At 39.9% G+C, this 19,634-nt stretch carries 17 protein-coding genes; 7 read left to right on the forward strand and 10 right to left on the reverse strand.

Annotated elements, in window-relative coordinates; genetic code table 11:
- Positions 1 to 329: 329 nt before the first annotated feature.
- The 4 genes from QMA00_RS15750 to QMA00_RS15765 form a co-directional block, all read right to left on the reverse strand.
- Positions 330 to 839 (reverse strand): hypothetical protein, encoded by a 510-nt coding sequence (locus QMA00_RS15750; RefSeq protein WP_010388776.1) that lies wholly within the window; start codon positions 837 to 839, stop codon positions 330 to 332.
- A complete protein-coding gene (locus QMA00_RS15755; RefSeq protein ID WP_076923187.1) occupies positions 840 to 1,538 on the reverse strand; it encodes a hypothetical protein in 699 nt (232 codons plus the stop codon). It lies immediately after the preceding gene.
- 232 nt (positions 1,539 to 1,770) lie between these two features.
- On the reverse strand, positions 1,771 to 2,811 hold the full coding sequence (locus QMA00_RS15760) for a methionine synthase (RefSeq protein ID WP_076923186.1): 1,041 nt from the start codon (positions 2,809 to 2,811) through the stop codon (positions 1,771 to 1,773).
- A gap of 31 nt (positions 2,812 to 2,842) precedes the next feature.
- Complete coding sequence (locus QMA00_RS15765) at positions 2,843 to 3,817, reverse strand: DUF1852 domain-containing protein (protein ID WP_076923185.1); 975 nt, start codon at positions 3,815 to 3,817, stop codon at positions 2,843 to 2,845.
- A 463-nt stretch (positions 3,818 to 4,280) separates the two neighbouring features.
- On the opposite strand from QMA00_RS15765, the gene QMA00_RS15770 reads away from it, so the two are divergent.
- Entirely contained in the window at positions 4,281 to 5,090 is an 810-nt protein-coding gene (locus QMA00_RS15770; RefSeq protein ID WP_076923184.1) for a sulfite exporter TauE/SafE family protein, read from the forward strand.
- Positions 5,091 to 5,262: 172 nt separating this feature from the next.
- Here the strand turns inward: QMA00_RS15770 and nhaR are convergent, their stop codons facing one another.
- A complete protein-coding gene (gene nhaR, locus QMA00_RS15775) occupies positions 5,263 to 6,156 on the reverse strand; it encodes a transcriptional activator NhaR (protein ID WP_058155558.1) in 894 nt (297 codons plus the stop codon).
- Positions 6,157 to 6,265: 109 nt separating this feature from the next.
- Here nhaR and QMA00_RS15780 point away from each other — a divergent pair, with 109 nt between their 5' ends.
- The 4 genes from QMA00_RS15780 (at position 6,266) to QMA00_RS15795 (ending at position 10,927) form a co-directional block, all read left to right on the forward strand.
- Positions 6,266 to 6,577: a hypothetical protein gene (locus QMA00_RS15780; protein WP_076923183.1), complete on the forward strand. Its 312-nt coding sequence runs from the start codon at positions 6,266 to 6,268 to the stop codon at positions 6,575 to 6,577.
- 844 nt (positions 6,578 to 7,421) lie between these two features.
- The gene (locus QMA00_RS15785; RefSeq protein ID WP_076923182.1) at positions 7,422 to 7,661 is read left to right on the forward strand and encodes a transcriptional regulator; all 240 of its coding nucleotides are present in this window, start codon (positions 7,422 to 7,424) and stop codon (positions 7,659 to 7,661) included.
- Positions 7,654 to 7,776: a hypothetical protein gene (locus QMA00_RS15790; RefSeq protein ID WP_290157953.1), complete on the forward strand. Its 123-nt coding sequence runs from the start codon at positions 7,654 to 7,656 to the stop codon at positions 7,774 to 7,776. The genes QMA00_RS15785 and QMA00_RS15790 overlap by 8 nt, the downstream gene beginning before the upstream one ends.
- Before the next feature lie 103 nt (positions 7,777 to 7,879).
- Positions 7,880 to 10,927 carry a type I restriction enzyme HsdR N-terminal domain-containing protein gene (locus QMA00_RS15795; RefSeq protein ID WP_175610068.1) on the forward strand — a complete coding sequence of 1,016 codons (3,048 nt, stop codon included), beginning with the start codon at positions 7,880 to 7,882 and terminating at the stop codon, positions 10,925 to 10,927.
- 178 nt (positions 10,928 to 11,105) lie between these two features.
- Here QMA00_RS15795 and QMA00_RS15800 read toward each other — a convergent pair whose 3' ends face one another.
- Complete coding sequence (locus tag QMA00_RS15800) at positions 11,106 to 13,442, reverse strand: S9 family peptidase (RefSeq protein ID WP_290157956.1); 2,337 nt, start codon at positions 13,440 to 13,442, stop codon at positions 11,106 to 11,108.
- A 134-nt stretch (positions 13,443 to 13,576) separates the two neighbouring features.
- On the reverse strand, positions 13,577 to 14,464 hold the full coding sequence (locus QMA00_RS15805; RefSeq protein WP_262977078.1) for a LysR family transcriptional regulator: 888 nt from the start codon (positions 14,462 to 14,464) through the stop codon (positions 13,577 to 13,579).
- Positions 14,465 to 14,535: 71 nt separating this feature from the next.
- On the opposite strand from QMA00_RS15805, the gene QMA00_RS15810 reads away from it, so the two are divergent.
- Positions 14,536 to 14,988 (forward strand): MBL fold metallo-hydrolase, encoded by a 453-nt coding sequence (locus tag QMA00_RS15810; protein WP_290157959.1) that lies wholly within the window; start codon positions 14,536 to 14,538, stop codon positions 14,986 to 14,988.
- A 10-nt stretch (positions 14,989 to 14,998) separates the two neighbouring features.
- Here QMA00_RS15810 and QMA00_RS15815 read toward each other — a convergent pair whose 3' ends face one another.
- A complete protein-coding gene (locus QMA00_RS15815) occupies positions 14,999 to 16,330 on the reverse strand; it encodes an IS4 family transposase (RefSeq protein WP_290157960.1) in 1,332 nt (443 codons plus the stop codon).
- A gap of 212 nt (positions 16,331 to 16,542) precedes the next feature.
- Here QMA00_RS15815 and QMA00_RS15820 point away from each other — a divergent pair, with 212 nt between their 5' ends.
- Complete coding sequence (locus tag QMA00_RS15820) at positions 16,543 to 16,866, forward strand: hypothetical protein (protein ID WP_290157962.1); 324 nt, start codon at positions 16,543 to 16,545, stop codon at positions 16,864 to 16,866.
- A 75-nt stretch (positions 16,867 to 16,941) separates the two neighbouring features.
- On the opposite strand, the gene QMA00_RS15825 is transcribed toward QMA00_RS15820, so the two are convergent.
- Positions 16,942 to 17,739, reverse strand: coding sequence for a class III extradiol ring-cleavage dioxygenase (locus tag QMA00_RS15825; protein WP_076923238.1), 798 nt, complete (start codon positions 17,737 to 17,739; stop codon positions 16,942 to 16,944).
- Between the two features lie 104 nt (positions 17,740 to 17,843).
- Positions 17,844 to 19,313 carry a DNA recombination protein RmuC gene (rmuC, locus tag QMA00_RS15830; protein WP_076923237.1) on the reverse strand — a complete coding sequence of 490 codons (1,470 nt, stop codon included), beginning with the start codon at positions 19,311 to 19,313 and terminating at the stop codon, positions 17,844 to 17,846.
- Positions 19,314 to 19,634: the final 321 nt, after the last annotated feature.

Here is a 19,634-nt window from a genome sequence, read left to right on the forward strand (position 1 = left end):
AAATCAAGCGATCAAAGCTGATGAGAATCGGTGATCAAAGTCATGAGAATACGCAAATTTAATGTATGAAGTCAAGATTTGACTCTGGCGACGGGGCGAAAGCCAAGGGCCTTAACTAATCATCAACGATGCTTAACCGCCTAAATTCATATGGGTGACTGGTGTATATTCACACCAGTCGACGTCATTACTAGGTGCGTAGTCATATTTAAATTGAGTTTAAATAATAAGAACACTTGGCTTTTTGAATAAAAAGATCAAGAAAACACAGCTGCTTGCTTGATCGGAACTTTCTAATGGGTGACCCTATTCACCTCATTTTAATTCTATCAGTAGCAATTATCGCTTGAGGTCAAAAGCCTGTTGGACCTAAAGACTTTAAAGTCGAGCGGATAACTATTTATATAAGCAGAAAATGTTAGGTATAACATGTATTCGTCGCCTGATTTTAATTCAAATTCTTTATCATAAAAAACATCAAACTCTCGCTTTGAATATGGAGCAAGGACTAAACTCGATATAGGGTCATTACCTTCATAACTAGAAAACTTGTTCTTTCTAGCATATTCCCAACGTGTGTAATGCTCTGAATATGATTTCTTTTGAACAACTTTAATGGCATCCGACTCCCAAATGCCGAACTTGTCATTTGCACCTTCTATATTTACATAGGTGCCAGTCATATTGTGAAACTTTAAAGTAGCAATGCCTTTAACCACTGAACAAGTCACATCAATATAGACCTTATTATACAAATCAACACTATGTTCAGCAGCCATGCTAGACATAGTGTGAGATGATAAAATAGCACCCCCCAACAGTATTAATTTATCAATCACTTATAACCTCTTATTTTGGAGCACAAAATCAAGTGTATAAACATTTTTATATAGAGCAGCTCTATCTAACCTTTGACTGTCTAACGCCTGAGTGTCTGTATAAAAAGGGCGATACCGAGCATTATTAGCACGAATACTAATCTCCTTTTTATTAAAATGGTAACCTCCATTCGGGTGCTCCACGCAAAATGAATGTGAAATCTCGTGTATAAGACCACTCACTGAACTACCATTTAAATAAGTTGTAGTCATTGATATCTCAACAGTAATTATATTATAAGTACCTTCAAATCCTACATCATTTGTATCAATTACTTTAATAGATGATGGGTTTTTAATAATTTCACTAAGTTTTGCATCTATTTTCCCAGCATCTTTTATTAAGAGATCAGCGGTAGTTTTAAATTCGCTGTTATCAACAAAACCATAATTACTCTTTGCTGTTTCATACTTTTCACCTGTTTCAGATCTTAACTCTTGAACTAGATCATTTATTCTAGCTTTTTCAGCTTTAGCACGTACAACAATTTTGCTTTTTTCATTCTCTGTGGCATCTCTAGATTTACTGTCTTTTGAAGTACCATCATTACTGCTATGCAGTATATGCCCATCAGTATCACCTGCCCCCTGCTCTTCACCCACACTATTAAGCAAAAGGGGGCAAATCTTGACTTCAGAAATTATAGATCCTGACAGCATGCAAATGGGGCACTTTCCACTCAATCGATAGTACCTAGCGGCCCGGTTAAATTTAACTATTTTTGCTGGTTTTGTTGCACTCTACCCAACCAATATTCAACTAACTTAAAACCTTTCACCTTTTGCCTTTAACCTTGCATTTCAGCTGTAAACCCCCATGACATTTTGATTAAAAAAGCCACACCTCAACATGTGTTAAGGTGTGGCTTTTTTGCAGCAGCTGTAATTAAAATTAAGCGACATTCGCTGCTAATAGTTCGTTACGTACTAGCTCTGCGCCTTTGCTTAGGGCGTTGAGTTTGCCGTTTGCGATGTCGCGGGGCAGGGGAGCCATGCCGCAGTTGGTGCAGGGGTAGAGTTTGTCGGCATCTACATATTTAAGCGCTTCGCGTAGGGTTTTTGCCACCTCTTCAGGGGTTTCTATGGTATTGGTGGCTACATCGATTGCGCCCACCATTATTTTTTTACCGCGCACCAGTTCGAGTAGCTCTATGGGTACATGTGAGTTTTGACATTCGAGCGAAATAATATCAATATTCGATTTTTGCAGCTTAGGGAATACTTCTTCGTATTGTCGCCACTCGGTGCCAAGGGTTTTCTTCCAATCGGTGTTGGCTTTAATGCCGTAGCCGTAGCAAATATGCACGGCGGTTTCGCATTTTAACCCTTCTATGGCTCGCTCTAGGCAGGCTATGCCCCAGTCGTTTACTTCGTCAAAAAACACGTTAAAAGCGGGTTCATCAAATTGAATTATATCAACCCCTGCGGCTTCTAGCTCTTTGGCTTCTTGGTTGAGTATTTTTGCAAATTCCCACGCTAGTTTTTCACGGCTTTTATAGTGATCGTCATACAGGGTGTCGATCATGGTCATGGGCCCTGGTAATGCCCATTTAATTGGTTGGCTGGTTTGCTGGCGTAAAAACTTAGCGTCTTCAACAAATACCGATTTAGTACGAGACACAGGGCCAACCACTGTGGGTACGCTGGCGTCGTAACGGTCGCGAATTTTAACTGTTTTACGGTTTTCAAAATCAACGCCATTTAAGTGCTCAATAAAGGTGGTTACAAAGTGTTGGCGAGTTTGTTCGCCGTCGCTGACTATATCTACACCTGCGGTTTGTTGCTCGTGCAGGGAAATACGCAGGGCGTCGTGTTTGCCATCTACCAGTTCATTGCCTTGTAATTTCCATGGTGACCATAAGGTTTCGGGTTCGGCAAGCCATGACGGTTTTGGCAAGCTGCCTGCTGATGATGTGGGTAATAGTTTGTTCATAATAAATGCTGCCTTTAATTTTGTTGTGTGATTAAGCGATACTTGCTGAGAACTGCTGCAGCACTGACTGATAAGGCTTAATAAAATGCTGCTCGGTAAATTTGCCTTGCTCAACCGCTAATTGACCTCGTTCTGCGCGGTCATACACAATTTGCGTTAACGAATGGTCGTCATTTTTTAAATTCGGTTTATAACGACTACCTGCGGCGGCATTAGCGTTATAAATTTCTGGACGATAAATTTTTTGAAACGTTTCCATGGTGCTAATAGTGCTAATTAGTTCAAGGTTGCTGTAGTCGTTAAGTAGGTCACCAAAACAGTAAAACGCTAACGGTGCAACGCTGTTTGGTGGCATAAAGTAGCGCACTTGTAGGCCCATTTTTTTAAAGTATTGCTCTGTTAACGACGACTCATTAGGCTGATACTCTACGCCTAAGATAGGGTGTAAGTTTTCGGTTTGCTGATAGATTTTGTTATCAGACACGCTTAAGCAAATAACTGGCGGCTTTTTAAAATGCTGTTTATAGGTATTTGAGTTTACAAAGCATTTAAACAACTTACCGTGTAAGTCACCAAAATTATCGGGAATGCTAAATTGCGGTTTGCTTTTGTTATGCTCAAGCAATAACACGCTAAAGTCGTAGTCGCGCACATACGATGAAAAGTTATTACCCACCATGCCTTCAATTCGCTCATTAGTTTGGTGGTCAATAATATTGGTTTTTAATACCTCAATTGACGGAAATGCCTGGCCACTGCCTGCAATGTCTAAATCAACCGAAATGATCTCGAGCTCAACCTCGTAACGATCCCCTTGTGGGTTATCCCAACTGGCCAGAGCATTAAAACGATTGTTGATCATTTTTAGGGTATTACGCAGGTTTTGTTGGCGGCTTTCACCCCTTGCTAAATTAGCGAAATTGGTCGTAATACGTGTGTTATTTGACGGATGGTAGTTTTCATCCAAGTTAGTGCTTTTAATAGTAAATGCAAGATCAGTGCTCATAGCCGTATCCTTTCAATTTGAGTTGTTGCTGCTTTTATTGATGGCGCATTACTCGCTGTTAAAACCGACATAACGGGTTAGCTGTAATGGTGCTCTGCAGAGTTAATAAATTTATACGCGCTATGTAGCATGAAGAAAAACGGTATTATTTCAGGTAAAACATGAGCCAGATTCATTCTGTAGCAAAGTTAAATGGGTAAATTCAGCTAATTACCTATGACCCTCTCACAAAAACCGCTTTAGAAGTCTAGATTTCTAGATGTTTTCACGGGTGTTGTGATTTATTCATACAAAACGTGAGTATTATTCAATACTTATAAGTACTTAAAGTGCCATTTGCATAAACGGTTGTTGATATACTCGAATAAACCTTGGTGAGCTTAGCTGTTTTATTAAACGTTTTTTACACGCAACTCACCGCCACAGAGCATAACAACCCCTAACATAAGAAGAGACAAAAGGAATGAGTGATTTAATAGTGTTAATTATATACTGCGCCATATTAGGTAGCGGTGTTGGTTTTTTAGCAGGCTTATTAGGAATAGGGGGCGGGCTGGTTATTGTACCCATACTCAGCATGATATTACTGCACTTTAATGCTTTGCCACCTGAACAAGTAGTGGTGGTTGCCATTGCGACCTCGCTGGCCTCTATTTTATTTACCTCGACCTCGTCGGCTATTGCGCATCATAAAAATGGCAATGTACCCTGGGATATTGCGCCTTGGGTTATGGCGGGCGTTGCCTTTGGCGCGCTTATTAGTGGCTTTATGGCTGCGCTGTTACCCGAGCATGTGGTGCGCTTGGTGTTTGCTGTGAGTGTGGTGCTAATTGCACTAAAAATGATTTTTTCTGGTAAGAATGATTCAGCAATAGCGCGCCCGTTACCAAACAAAGGGCTGCTGAGTGTTTATACGATCATAACCGGTGGCTTGTCTGCCATGATTGGCATTGGTGGCGGGGCAGTATTGGTGCCGTTACTGACGTTTTTTTCTGTTGATATGAAAAAAGCCATAGGCTGCGCCTCGGCCTCAGGCATTGTGATAGCACTATTTGGCTCAATGGGTTATATCAGCTCAGGCAGCCAGTTATTTAGCCTAAAAGAAGGATTTGCAGGCTTTGTGTATTTGCCCGCTTTATTGGGTATTGTATGCACCTCATGGTTTACCGCGCCACTCGGTGCTAAAGCCACGCATTATTTGCCAGTTTCAACCATAAAGAAAATATTTGCCGGCTTATTAATTGTAATGGCAATTAATATGTTTACTCGATAAGAGCATTTATATGAGCCTTAAAAAGACGCGGCATAAAGCCGCTGCTACCTAGAATATTAGCGACTAGTAGCAGCGGGTTCACCCCGCGTCGGTGTTGAGCGTTAGAGTCCGAACTCTTTAACCTTTAACCTTTAACCTTTAACCTTCACATCTTAAAGCGATTAACTAAAATCTACGTCATTTGAGCGTGCTTTATAAATTCATCATAAATACTGTCTTTAATTAGCCTGTCGGGCGTAAAGGCATAATAATGCTGATAAACATTATCAATTGTACCAATGTAATTTACGCCGTAATGGCGCTCCACTTCAGCTCTTACCAAAATAGGCGCAGGGAATATCCCAAACCCTTGCTCACCTAACGACTTCATTAATGCGCTGTCGTCAACATGGCCTGCTATTGTCATTTCAATGTCTTGCTCTTGCAGCCAATAATAAATAGCACGCGCGACGGGGCTTTCTTTTGCAGGGAGCACTAAAGGCTTGTTATTTAAAGACTGCGGAAACTGCTTATGTAGTTGCGAATGCCATGTTTCGTTACCAAAAAGAGCGATTTGGCTTTTACCTATTTCATGGCAAAACGCCTTAAATGGCAAAGTAGTATCGAGTGGTTTATCAGCTAACACTAAATCGAGCTTATGAATCGCCATTTGTGCAAGCAGCTCATCTTGTTGGCCGTCAATACAGTGTAAGTTTGTAATACGGTCGTTATTAATTAAAGGCGCTAGCCACTTCGACACCAGTGATTTAGGCAACACGTCTGAAATACCGACCTTTAACGTTCGTGAATATTGCGTGGTATCGCCTTGCGTAGTTTCTAACCATTCGTGAGCAATAGCAAACATATCATTGGTGTATTGCTGGGTTACATGGCCAAACTCAGTTAACTGTAGGCCTCGCCCTTGGCGAATAAACAGTGGTTTTCCTAACCGTTGCTCTAAGTTAGTAATTTGTGAGCTGACCGTTTGCGGCGTTAAATTAAGTATTTTACTCGCCGCTGCAATACTGCCGTGCTTACTTACCTGCCAAAAATAATATAAGTGATTGTAGTTAATGTTGGTAATCATTCGAAAATACCTGTTTTAAAGTAAGAAATAATCAGCTTTTTCCTTTGTCACTAAGTTAGTAGATTACAGTCATGCCTGCAACATAGTTACTATTAAAAGGTGTAATTGCATGAAGCTAAAACTTACAGTTAAAAACAAGATAATTAACGCAAGTGAAAAGATGTCGCTTTTGAAGTTGATAAAAAGCCAATTGGCAAAACATGCTTTAAATATTCGTAAAGTTGAGATTCAAATAAATGACCTTTCGAATGAGCGCCACGGCACTTTGCAGCAATGCAAAATTAATATTCTTTTGCCTGGGCTACCCAGTATTAATGTAAATACAAAGGGAAGAAGTATGCTGCAAGCGATAAAGCGGGCACTTAAAAGTTTGCAGCACATTCTCGTTAATAAGTATCAATCTTCGCAACCAAGCTCTTAGTTTTTATTAATATCGCACTTGCAGTAGCATGGATGCTACTCTTTTTATTTCTATTCTCGTACCAAGCTGTGTTTAACATTAAACGATTCACTTATTACCTATTGAGCAGTATTTCCTTGTTGGGTTTTGTTCGGCTATACCCAACTTACCGTAACTAAAATTCTTTGACCTTGTTCCTTTAACCTTTGACCTCAGCTGTAAACCCCTCACACCATTTTGATTAAAAAGAGAGTGAAATTTCAATTACCTAAATTCATAGTTTATTGTGAATTTATTAGGTTCATGCCTATTAATTTACTAATTCACAAAATACTGTGAATTTATCCTTTAGTGAGTTAACTTTCGCTATAATTCACAAAATATTGTGAATTATTAGCTTTTTTGTACTTTTTTAACTATTATTCACAAAACACTGTGAATTTTGGATTGGTAATGGAAGTCACGATAAAGTCAGCAAAACAATTAGGTAAATTGGCAAGCATTGTGAGAAAAAGCCAAAAGTTTGACCAAAAAACTGCGGGAGATTTCTCCGGTATTAGGGTCTGTTGACCTTTACGGATTAAGATTCGTTCAAACTAGGGGCGGCTATTTAATCGCGGCGCGAGGTTTGTAACCTAGTGGGCTCGATAACTGCTCCTGCGTTATTCTACTGGCTTACATCCATGTAAGAATAAGTAAAAACCGAGCAAAGCTTCCGCGTCCTGCTCACGCCCCTTACCTACATCCATGTAGGCAACAAAGAGTAAATCGCCCTTAGGCAGAACCCTTCGGGCAGCGCCTGTTTGGCATTGATGCTGCGTTATCGCCTATTTATGGGGAATAACCACACCACATAGGCGCTGCCTTGCCTAAATACCAAACAGACTGCTGCAAATTTAACCTTGAAAGATCAACAGACCCTAGTATTAATACAGTAAGTGATTTTGAAAATGGCACAGGTTCGTTATCAATTGGCCGCGCGTTTGATTTAATGGAAGCTTTAGGCTTAGAAGTAAAAATAGACGTGGTTGTACCTCAACATGATGAAAAGGCTAAAAATAAATTACTAATGCAAATTCAGAACATGGTGGCTGGCAATGAATAATAGATCACTTGATGTTTATGCTGGCAAACAGCTCATGGATCAATTACAAGATAGTAACGGTTTTTGGTCATTTAAATACGATCAAGATTGGCTTAACTCTGTTAATGAAGTTTAAGAATAGAATGCTGCTACTCTTAATTGTTAAATTATAATGATAATTTAAAATACTACGTAAACTACAGTGACAATAATTAGGCGATATGGGAATGGACAACAGTATGAGCCAGTTAAATGAAGAAGAACTTTGTAGCACAATACTTTTGCCGTACTTACAGGCACTAAACATACCTTTATCCCAGGTATCTCTTGAGCAAACATTTACTGTACGGTTAGGGCATACCGTTCTTGATATAAAAGGGAATGAAAAAAGTAAACTTGCTGGAAGGTTTGATGTTCTAGTTAAAAATTCCGATGGGGATAATCTATTTATTATCGAGCTAAAAGCACCTAATGTAGATTTAACTCAAGAAGATGTTAATCAAGGAATTAGTTATGCAAGGTTGCTGGACCAAATTGCACCATTTGTAATTGTCACTAATGGTAAAGAAACCAAAGTATATGACACTATAAGCAAGGAACAGGTTAATAGTGAACAACTTGCAAAGACTGATTTTTGGATTAACTTTCGACAACTTTCAACTCAAGAAGATTTGAATATTCGCTTTGAAGCTCTTCAACATTTTTTGGGTTACTCTTCTGAAAATATGCAGCGCTTTTGTCGAGTCCAAAGAGAAAGAGGAATGAGTGCGTTAAAAGGCTCACAAAACAATAGAAAGTTTAACCCTAAAACCTATGTAAAGCGCGAAAATGTCAGAACAGCAGTTGACTCATTTATAAAAAGTAATAGTACCGCATTCGCTATATTGGGAGAGTCAGGGGTCGGTAAAACAAACGAGCTTTGCTCCTTGGCTGAAGAATTAGGCGAAGAGCAAATTGTTTTATTTATTAACGCAACCGAAATTAGCGAGAGTATCGAAAACTCGTTATCTAACGAGTTTAATTGGGGCTTCAGTGAAAATATAGGCTTGCCAGAAATTGTAAGAAGGCTGTGTAAGTTAGGAAGAGTATTAAAAAAGAGAGTTTTATTATTCATAGATTCACTTGATGAAGCCGAAGCTGTTAACATTGAGCGAAGCATTAGTGAGCTTGCATCAAATATTAGCTCAGCAAAAGGAATCATTAAATTAATAGTTTCAGTTAAAACTTCTGATTGGCCGAGGTTTTCACGGATACGAGGAACCATTTCAAAACTTCATCTATTGCTAGATAAAAGTTGGTATAGCTCAGATACTGATAGCAATATAGATCCCCGTCCATTTGCTTTAACAACCTTCAATGAGTCAGAAAAAAATGCAGCAATTGCTGTATATACAGAATGTTATAAATTATCGTCTTTTCCTGAAGGAGCTATCAAAAATTATTGCAAACACCCTTTTTTATTGAGGGTAGTTAGCGAGTTATATGCTAACGGTAAAGATATACCAATAAATATATCGGAAGAGCGACTAATTGATACTTGGATTCGCAAAAAGCTTGAGCAAACAGTAGAACCTGAACTTTTTAGGCTTGCTTTAATTAGTCTTGCGCAAGCAATTTATGAGGAGTCTATAGATAAAGCTAAAAAAAGTGCCACGTTTGGAGAGCTTTGGCGTGCCAGTATTACAACTATCTTCAAAAAGTCTAACTCATTAGAAACGGTTGGTATTTTCAGACAATTAGAATCTATAGGTTTTATAACGGCTCAACAGGATCATAAAGATGTAAAACATTACTCATTCTACTATGGCCCTGTTAGAGATTACTTCCTAGCCCGACATATTCTCAAGCTTGACGATATATCTAGCGCTCAACTATTAGAGCAACTCCCCAGCATTCTTGATAATAGTATTTTAAGAAGCTCTCTATTTTGGCATTTAAGACGAGCACCAGCTCAACAAAAAATGGCTGTTGACTCTCTAATTGGCTCTAGAGCAGAAGAATTTATAACAACATATAATGAAATATTAGATACTCTTTTTCCAAATCTTAAGCATTGCTTACCACCTTTTACTAACCATGAAATAGGCGTTTGTTATATAAATTCTGGGGACTGGCTCGATTATGGGGTATTTCCAGTCACTAGTGACCGTGTTAAAAAAACGGTGGTGTTAAAGTATCCTATGCGGGACAAGAGGTCTTATAAAGAAATAAACGCCCTACAAGCTGAGTGCTTTAGAGGAGGTGGCACGAACTTTCTAAATGAAGACCCAAAAACCTCAGCGGCTAAATATGCGATTGAAATGATTAGTGAGGCAATAGAAAAAGGCAACTTAAATGAAAGTCACGTTGTTACTACCATGCAAGAAGGGGTGCTAGCGATAATTTCAACGAATGACTTTTTACATGGAAATAGTCAATTAGATAGACATATCAACAAGGGATTACCATTAGATTTAGACGAAGTTTACAAACAAGTGCAATTAGCATTTGGGCGAAACCGCTATCAAGGATTATGGCGTGACGAATGTATTACCGAACAACGGAAGAGCAACCCAAATCAGACCGGGTTTTCTATTCATCATATGCCATGTGAAAGAAAAGAACAGTATGAAAAGGATCTTATTAAGGCAGTCGAAAGTGGAGAGGTATTCGAAGCTCCTAACATTAATAATGATTATGAATTAAAAGCTATTAGTGATCTAATTATACAACTTTCAGCACATAATAAATGGATTAAAGAGCAAACATTACCACCACCAGATATAAATTCTCCTACAGATTATCGAAACAAGTTTTCAAATTATTCATCTGAAAAGCTCTGTGAATTTATCAACTGCTTTTACCTGAAAGCTATTGAGTCTTATGAAAGTATTGTCAATTGCAACTTTTCAGGTATTACTCACAAACTCGATTTTATTAATGACTTGCCAAAACAAGTATATGTAGAAGTTTCTCGAAAGGACCCTGAATTATGGAGCTTCAGATATGCTTACACGTATAATAAAGGTGAAGAATGTCGAATCAAAGTTGAAGTAGATCCAGAGCAAAAACTTTTCGACTATAAAGATGGGGAGTTCCTGATCAATGGGGTTGCAGAAGAGAGATATAGCTCAGGAAGCACTTCCTTGTCTTATATGTTTTCACCAAATCAAGGGCCAGCCTATAACGATAAACAAGCCTCATTTACCAGTCGAATGCCAATTAGAACATTTGTTTATGAGAAAATTAAGGATGATTTTAATAAAATCACAGCAGAAGATTTGTTAGTAGAATTAAGCCTAAAGTAAAATTTAATCCCTTCTTAATGAATATTTGAAAAAATGTTACTAAATTTTATTGACCACCATAATGCACTCATCAGTATTACCTTCAACTCACGCTTGTAAACCCCCGTTACATTTTGATTAAAAAAGCCGCACACTAACAGTTAGTGTGCGGCTTTAGTATTTTATTTTTTTAAAGCGATTACTTGTTTAATAAATGCTTTTCAAAAAACTCGGCCATCATGGTGTGATAGTGCAGGGCGGTGCCTTTACCTTCACGTAGGCTATGTGAGCGGTTAGGGTATGAGAAAAACTCAAACTGCTTGTTATGCTTTACAAGCTCGTCAATTAAACGCTCTGAGCCCTGATAATGCACGTTATCATCGCCTGTGCCGTGAATAAGCAATAGCTTACCGGTTAGGTTTTTAGCAAAGGTAATAGGCGAGGTGTTATCGTAACTCTCAGGATCGGTGTTTGGGTTACCCGCATAACGCTCTTGATAAATGGTGTCGTATAAACGAATGTCTGGCACGGGTGCTGAGGCAATGCCTACTTTAAATTTATCGCCATGGCGGAACAATAAATTAAGGGTTGAGCTACCGCCGCCTGAGTGTCCCCATACGCCAACGCGCTCGGTGTCTATTACATCCCAACGTTTAGCCATGGCATCTAGGGCGTCTACTTGGTCTTGCACGGTAATTGAGCCAATTTTTTTATAAATCGATTTACGCCAATCGCGGCCTTTTGGTGCACGTGTACCGCGGTTATCAACCGATGCCACAATAAAGCCTTTTTGCGTTAACAGTGATTTATACAAGTAACTGTTACCTTCCCAGCGGTCTTGCACAGTTGAACCCCATGGTTCGCCGTATACGTAAAACACAATTGGGTATTTTTTACTTTTATCCATGTTCTCTGGGAACATAATGTAGCCGTCAAGCTCGGTGCCATCTTGCGCATTTACTTTAAAAAACTCATGCTTTGGTAAGCTTTGCTCAGCAAGCTTTTGTTTAAGCTTTGTATTTTCAACTAAGGTTTTTACATTACTATGATCGCTCACTTTAATGATCTCTTTAGTCGGTGGCGTACCAAGTTTTGAGTAAGTATGCATTGCCCATGAGGCATCTTTTGACATGTAGTAGCTGTTTGATCCCTCAAACTCAGCAGGTGTTACCCGTAACGGTTTGCTGCTGCCATCAAGCGGTGTGCTGTATAAATAACGCTGACCAGGATCGTTTGGCGAGGCAATAAAATACATCACGTTTTTGTCTTCATTGATGCTCAGCATATCAATAATGTCGTAATCGCCAGGGGTTAGGTCGATAATAGTCTTGCCATCGCGCGATACACGATAAAGATGACGCCAACCGTCGCGTTCGCTATGCCAAATAAAAAACTCGCCGTCTTTTGACCAGTTTGCTTTATAAAACCATTCGATAAACGCATCGTCTTTGTCTTCTAAAATCTTGGTCAGTTGCTGCTTTTGCCAATCAAACAACCACACTTTGTTATGGCTTTGCGGGCGGTTTAAGTCTTGAATCATTAATTCATTACCGGTGCCAGCCCAGCTAATACGCGGAATATAACGGTCGCGGTTATCGCCTTCAAGCTCAGCCCAACGGGTTTGTTTGTCGCTAAGGCTTACCACACCAACACGCACGGCAGAGTTGGTTTCACCGGCTTTAGGATAAGGGAATTCTTTTAGGGTAGGGTACAGTTCGTCAGTGTTGTTGATCATAGTGAAAAATTTAACGTCACTGGTATCAAGCTGCCAATAGGCGATTGATTTGTTGTCGGGGCTCCAACGAAAGCCATCGGCAATAGTAAACTCTTCTTCGTATACCCAATCAAAATTACCGTTAACAATGGTGGCACTACCATCGGTTGTGAGCGCAGTTACATCGTTACTACCAACCGCTTGCATATAAATATTGTTGTCGCGTACGTAAGCCACTTTTGAGCTATCTGGCGAGAACTTAGCAAACATTAACTTAGTTGGCTCAACGTCTTTACCACCTAATTGCTGTAATTGGTTTGTCTCAAGGTTAAGTAACCAAAAGTCGCCTCTGCTGCGCGAACGCCAAACTTGCTCACTGTTAGTAAATACCATCAGCCATTTACCGTCTTTTGACCACTGATAGCTTTCGATTGCAAATGGCTCGTCTGCGCCCTCTGGCAACAGCTTTTCAAACTCAACCAGTACTTTACGGCCTGTGCCGTCAGCATTGTAAAATACAATGTCGTTGCCTTTTACGCCGTGCTCTTTTTCGTCATCGACGTTGTTATCGTCTGCTTTTTCTTTTTCGCTTTCGCGCTCTTCAAGCACTGTGTAGCCGGTACCATCGTCTAGCCACTTAAAGTAAGTGCTACGCTGGGTTTTAAATTCTTTATCTTTATAAATTTGCGCTAGGTTTAATGGGTTATTCACGGTGCTCATCGCTGCATTATTGTTGGTTGTTATGCTGGTACTTGAACATGCTTGCAAGCCTAAGCCCGCAACAATAGCCAGTGCCAAGCCCGATGTTTTGATCAGATTCATTGTTATTGTTCCTTAGGTCTGTTGGCCTTTATGGATTAAGGCGCTTATTACATTTACTGTAACAAAATAACGTACAGAATATCAGTATGCTTAACGCACAAAGCTATGGTTTAAACCCAAACTTTTATAATTTATTACCATGCTGGATTTTTAAATTCTTCACTGAGCGTGTCGATTAGTGCTCTTACTGTTGCCGATAAATGCTGACGAGAAGGGTAAAGCACATATATTTTTATTGGGTTTAATGTCCATGGCGCTAATACATGCTGCAAGCGACCATCAAGTATATATTGGTTTGCCAAATACGTAGGCTGCACTGAAATACCACCACCGGCTATGGCTGCATGAAGTAATGTGGTGGCCTCGTTTGCACTTAAATTGCATTTAACATCAACCGATTGAAATTCATCCCCGTTGTGTAAATGCCAAATATATCGGTCGAAGTTTTTATAGCCTAAACACTGATGAGCACTTAACTGTTGTGGTGTCGTTATTGGCGGATAATCAGCAAGGTAGCTGGCTGAGGCCACTAATATAGATTCACACTCGGCAATAGGCTTACCTATTAACGAAGGATCAGGATTGGCTGCAATACGTATTGTCAAATCAACACGTTGCTCTATTAGATCTGTGGTTGAGTCTTCAAGATCTATGTCTATTTGCACGTTAGGGTGACGTTTCATAAAACGTGTAAATATAGGGGCTAATTGTGCAAAACCTAACGACATACTGGTCGCTACTCGTATTTTACCTGACAACTGTTGCTGGCTTTTAGTTTGTTCAACTAAACGGTTAGCCTGTTCTAACCATTGCTCTATTTCGGGTAAACAGGCCTCGCCGGCGGTGGTAAGCGTTACTTTACGGGTAGTGCGATGCAATAAGCGCGTATTTAACCAGGCCTCTGCCGACTCTATATGACGAGTAACCATAGGGCGTGACATTTCAAGCCGATCGGCAGTGGCAGTAAAACTGCCTGAGTAGGCAACATCCACAAAAACCTGCGCTGCGGTGAGTTTATCCATAGTATTTGCACGATTTATGAAACAATGATGCTAAATATTGGTTGTTTTTCTGAACATATCAAACCTTTATTATGCTCGCATTAGCAACCAATGATGAGAATACCATGAACCTACGCACGCTTTTACTAAGCACACTATTAGCCAGCAATATCGCTATTGCAGACGAACCCCCATTAACCCTTGATGTGTATAACGCTGACAGCAATAGCTTTCATGTTAATGCCACGCTGGTTTATGGCCGTACCGATGCAATTTTAATTGATACCGGATTTACCAAAGCAGATGCACTGCGCATTGCCGCCAAAGTAATTGACTCTGGTAAACAATTAAAAACTATTTTTATTAGCCAGGCCGACCCTGATTACTACTTTGGCGCTGAAGTGTTACAACAGTTTTTTCCTGAGGCAGAGGTTATTACTACGCCCGCAGTGCACCAAAAAATAGCAGCAAAGCTTAAAGGTAAACTTGCTTTCTTGACCCCAAAATGGGTAAAAACGCACCAAAAAACCCCGTCATACCTATAACACCACTCGTTTAAGAACGAGTGGTGTTTTTTCGTTTATATCTAACCGGATATTTTTGTGTCTTTGCCAGCACCGCTCGCGGATAAGCTTTTCGCTTTCTTTTCTCCGGTAATATTAGCCGTTTACCGTTTTCACGTAGTTCTTTTAGCTTTTTAGGGATTGTCCCAGGGCTTCGACCTGAACACCATAAAAACTCGTCTTGTATGAGATATAATGCGTTAATAAAACTGATGCGTAATGGCTCAACTTTATGGGCTTTAGCCATCTCTGCCATTTCTAGTCTCACGATATTATATGATGTCAGAATACCCCAGAGCTCTTGATAAATACCTTCCTGTTTCAGGCTCCGTAATGCTGGTTTATTTGATAGTTGATATTGCTTGAGCTCACCATAGCCTCGCTCTATTTCCCATCGTTGCCAATACACATCGAGTAGCGCTTTCAGCGGGTACTTTTCTGGACAGACGCATGAGGTGATGAACCCTTTTATTTCCCCTTTAGGTGTCGGAATTTGAATAAGCCTTGCTTGCCATGTATCACCTAGGTAAGGGGCTGATTTCTTAGCTTGTGGTGAAATAGGCATTGTTATTAAGTGGTCGTAATCGCTAAATGACTCCGTTATTTCATAGCGCATTTTGCTTTTGATGGGTGTAAGCCAATGATGATTTTCGCTAACGCCTTGCCAGCTCGTAAATAGTTCAGCCGAAAAGAAACCTCTATCAAATAGCGTCAATGAATATTCAGGTGCTGAGCCAACAAGCTGTTGAGCATAATGAATTTCACTTTGAGTAATGGGGCCAAACGCTGCATCGGATATTAAATGCGTTCTTGTCGACATCAAGGTCACAGCAAGTACTGAGGGGAAGTTTGTTGTCGATTTAGCATAGCCAAAGTGACGGTTACTCGGTGTATCTTGAGTTTTAAATTGTGTACCGTCAATGCTGAGCAGCTTTAAACCACACACCTCATCAAAAGTTTGCGACTGCTCCCACTGCGTTGCTGTATGTTTAAAAAGGTGTTTCATAGGCGCTGCGCCTAGCTTTTCTTTCCCTTTTATAATACTGCTAGTCGCCAATGGTGGAAGCTCTCCTTTAGCGTCAGGAAAAGCGAGCTCTAGTTTGTCACAGACTTCAGATATTGAGCGGTTTCTTAATAAACCAATCCCTAATACAAGCCAAGCAGCTTGCTCGGCGGGGAAACGTCGTTTACGCACAGAGGCTCTCCCTGTTTGAGTAACGGCTGCTTCAATCCACTCAAGGGGAATATGCTTAGTAAACGAATCAATATCACGATCTTGGCTAAACTCAGTAGTAAGGTGTAATTCTTTAATAAATTCAGACATAAAAATAGGCCACAACTTTTGTTGTAGCCTATTATGAAGCCTCTGAAAGATCGTTCAATTAACTTAAACGATCCGCATTAGTCATACCTAAGGTATTTAATGGTAATAGCTTAAAAATCGAAGGCCATACCATTGAAATTCGTGGCACAGAGGGTGAGCATAATCATCGCCCATATTTATGGATACCTGATAATAAAGCTATTTTAGGGAATGTGGCTGTATACGCTAATGTTCATTTATGGATGGCCGATGCACAAACTCAGGCAGAGCAAAATGCATGGGCAAAGCAACTTAATGAAATGAAAGCACTCAACCCTGACGTGGTGATCCCTGGGCATATGAAAGCAAGCACTCAATTAGATGCTGCAAATATTGATTTTTCAATCCAGTATTTAAAGGATTTTGCACACGCTAAGCAAAGTAGTGATAGCAGTAAGCTGCTGATAAATAAAATGACCAACTCATACCCAGAGGCTGTATTACCTATGGCTCTTAGCATTGGCGCTAAAGTTCATAAAGGCGAAATGAAATGGTAATTGCTTACGCTTAACCACTGTAATAAATACAGTAGAACCAAAAAACACGCCTAGCAAAGTCTGGCGTGTTTTTTATTATTGCCACAAATACATACTGGCTCGCTTATTGGCAATATTTAATTCAAATACCTCAGTGCTTGCACACATAGCAGCGCCATAGCATACATGTAGCGGTAACAAGTGCTCTTCTCTGGGGTGATTAAAGCGTGCAGCTGGAGCTTGCTGCCATGCTAATAATTGCTGTTCACGCTGTTGCTCGGTTAATGTTTGATCTGCGATTGTGCTTACCAACCAATTTTCAAATGCCTGATTTTGCTGGTTAACATCGTTTGACTGAGTAACACCAAAAGCGCGCATATTATGGAAGGTAAAGCCTGAGCCTATAATTAATAAGTTATCGTAATCAATACTTTGCAGCGCTTTACCAATTTCAACATGCAACAGCGGATCAAGGCTTGGGTGCAAGGATATTTGCACACAGGGAATATCGGCCTCTGGATACATAATTTTTAACGGTACAAACATACCGTGATCAAAACCACGCTGTGGATCGAGTTTTGAGTCAATATTATGTGTTGCGAGCGCTTGTTGTACTAAATTAGCAAGTTGCGGCTGGCCAGTACAAGGGTAAGTTAATTGGTACGCCTGCTCAGGAAAACCATAGTAATCGTAAATAAGCGGCGGTGAAGAGTGCGCCGTTATACTAATTGGTTGAGCTTCCCAATGCGCGCTGACCATTAAAATAGCAGAAGGCTTTGGGATTGTAGCGGCAACCTGTTCTAAACAGGCTCGCATTTCTGCATGGTTGACATCACCTAGTAATGGCATTGGGCCGCCACCATGAGAAATGAAAAAAACAGTTGGGCGTTGCATGTGGTTAATCCTAAAGGACAGATATTATTATAGTGCCTGCGCAGTTAGTAAATAACTAGCCACATAAACGCACAACCTTAGTGCGCAAATATTATATGTGGTGTTTATTCATCAAGCTCTAAGTGAGCGCGTTCAACGCTTTCTTGAGGTAACTCTTTTTGCACCGATACACCAAGCTCCTTAAATTCTGAGGCTTGTTTAATTAAGTTACCTTTACCACGGTATAACTGAGAAAATGCTTTATCGTAAGTTTCTTTGGCTTTATCAAGCTGTTTACCCACGCCTTCCATACTGGTTAAAAAGCCGTTGAGTTTACTGTAAAAACGCTCAGCACGATTAGCCAGCTCTTTTGAGTATTTAGTTTGCTCTTCAAAGCGCCATAACTGTTTAACAATATTTAAACTGGTTAGCAGGGTAGTAGGGGTAGCAACCAAAATGTTTTTTTCAATTGCTTGCTGGTAAATGTCGCTTTGGTATTTAAGTGCTTCTACAAAGGCGGATTCAATCGGTACAAACATAATAACTACCTCAGGCGAGTTTATCCCTGGTAAACGGTCATACGATTTACTGGCCAACTCATTTATACGGGAAGTTACGGCATTTACATGCTCTTTAATCGCTTGTTGAGATTCCAGCTCTGTTTCGGCATTTACGTAGCGAGTATAGGCATTTAACGATGTTTTTGCATCAATCACTAAGTGGCGTCCTTGAGGTAAATACACCACAACATCAGGGCGCAAACGACCGTCTTCGGTATTAAAAGACACTTCTCGCTTGTAATCGGTGCCAGCTCGAAGTCCTGCGCTATCAAGCACGTTTTCAAGCATTAACTCGCCCCAATTACCTTGGGTTTTCTTTTGCCCTTGTAAGGCATTGCTTAGCTTGTCAGCCTGCTCGGTAATGGCTTGGCTTTTGGCTTGTAAATGTAATAGCTCGGTTTTAAGTGCTGCACGTTGTTTTAAATCTTCAACGTGAATAGATTCCATTTTATCTCTAAAGCCTTTTAGCTCACCTTGAACCGGCTTGAGTAACTGCTCTATGCTTTCTTGATTGAGGGTTTTAAATTTTTGCGATTTTTCTTCTAAGATTTGATTGGCTAAATTTTCGAATTCTTTTTTAAGCGTTTCTTTACTTTGCTCTATATGGGCGAGTTGCTCGCTAAAATGTTGCTGCTTTTGCTCAAGGGTAGTGCGTATATTATTAAGCTCGACATCGCGCAGATTGTATTGCTCGCGCAGGGCGGTTAGCTCGGCTTCGGCTTTACGCCAATATTGATTATAAAGTTGACTTTGTTTTTCTTGCTCAGTTAATCGCGTTTTAAAATGTTGCGCCTGATCACGTTGCTCTTGATGAGTAAGCCCTAACAAGTCGTGCTCTTCCACTAAAGAGGCATATTGATTTTGCGTATGCTCATGCTGGCTTTGTAATAACAATAACTGTTGTTGCTGCTCACTCACTTGGCGCTTTATTTTTTTGCTTAACTGGACTGATACAACGCTGAAAATAGCCATACCGGCTATAGCGCCAGTACCAACACTTAACCAATCTAAATGGGATAAAAACGAAGTAAACATAGAATAAACTTTTAAAATTTAGTGACATGCCATCATAACGAATTACGCTCTTTAGCAGTAGGGTAAAACACTAAATTAAGCGCATAAAAAAAGCCAGCTAGTAAAGCTGGCTCAATATTACTAAATTAGTAATCAAACAGGGAAATCAACATGAAACTTGTAAAACAACATATCAACTACAAGCATAATAGTAGACGCGCGGTGTTTAAATTAGTTCAAAATAATTTTAAAAAAGTTGAATTTGAGGCATAAAAAAAGCCAGCTAATAAAGCTGGCTCAATATTACTAAATTAGTAATCAAACAGGGAAATCAACATGAAA

The organism is Pseudoalteromonas sp. APC 3694 (genome assembly GCF_030407565.1).
GTDB lineage: Bacteria > Pseudomonadota > Gammaproteobacteria > Enterobacterales > Alteromonadaceae > Pseudoalteromonas > Pseudoalteromonas tetraodonis.

Excerpts from the sequence above, each read along its gene's own strand:
- QMA00_RS15780 (WP_076923183.1), top strand. The coding sequence starts at position 6,266 with ATGAAGCTAAAACTTACAGTTAAAAACAAGATAATTAACGCAAGTGAA.
- QMA00_RS15825 (WP_076923238.1), bottom strand. The coding sequence starts at position 17,739 with ATGCAACGCCCAACTGTTTTTTTCATTTCTCATGGTGGCGGCCCAATG.
- QMA00_RS15810 (WP_290157959.1), top strand. The coding sequence starts at position 14,536 with ATGCTCGCATTAGCAACCAATGATGAGAATACCATGAACCTACGCACG.
- QMA00_RS15765 (WP_076923185.1), bottom strand. The coding sequence starts at position 3,817 with ATGAGCACTGATCTTGCATTTACTATTAAAAGCACTAACTTGGATGAA.
- QMA00_RS15805 (WP_262977078.1), bottom strand. The coding sequence starts at position 14,464 with ATGGATAAACTCACCGCAGCGCAGGTTTTTGTGGATGTTGCCTACTCA.
- QMA00_RS15790 (WP_290157953.1), top strand. The coding sequence starts at position 7,654 with ATGAATAATAGATCACTTGATGTTTATGCTGGCAAACAGCTCATGGAT.
- QMA00_RS15815 (WP_290157960.1), bottom strand. The coding sequence starts at position 16,330 with ATGTCTGAATTTATTAAAGAATTACACCTTACTACTGAGTTTAGCCAA.
- QMA00_RS15760 (WP_076923186.1), bottom strand. The coding sequence starts at position 2,811 with ATGAACAAACTATTACCCACATCATCAGCAGGCAGCTTGCCAAAACCG.
- QMA00_RS15795 (WP_175610068.1), top strand. The coding sequence starts at position 7,880 with ATGAGCCAGTTAAATGAAGAAGAACTTTGTAGCACAATACTTTTGCCG.
- QMA00_RS15755 (WP_076923187.1), bottom strand. The coding sequence starts at position 1,538 with ATGCTGTCAGGATCTATAATTTCTGAAGTCAAGATTTGCCCCCTTTTG.
- QMA00_RS15800 (WP_290157956.1), bottom strand. The coding sequence starts at position 13,442 with ATGAATCTGATCAAAACATCGGGCTTGGCACTGGCTATTGTTGCGGGC.
- rmuC (WP_076923237.1), bottom strand. The coding sequence starts at position 19,313 with ATGTTTACTTCGTTTTTATCCCATTTAGATTGGTTAAGTGTTGGTACT.
- nhaR (WP_058155558.1), bottom strand. The coding sequence starts at position 6,156 with ATGATTACCAACATTAACTACAATCACTTATATTATTTTTGGCAGGTA.
- QMA00_RS15770 (WP_076923184.1), top strand. The coding sequence starts at position 4,281 with ATGAGTGATTTAATAGTGTTAATTATATACTGCGCCATATTAGGTAGC.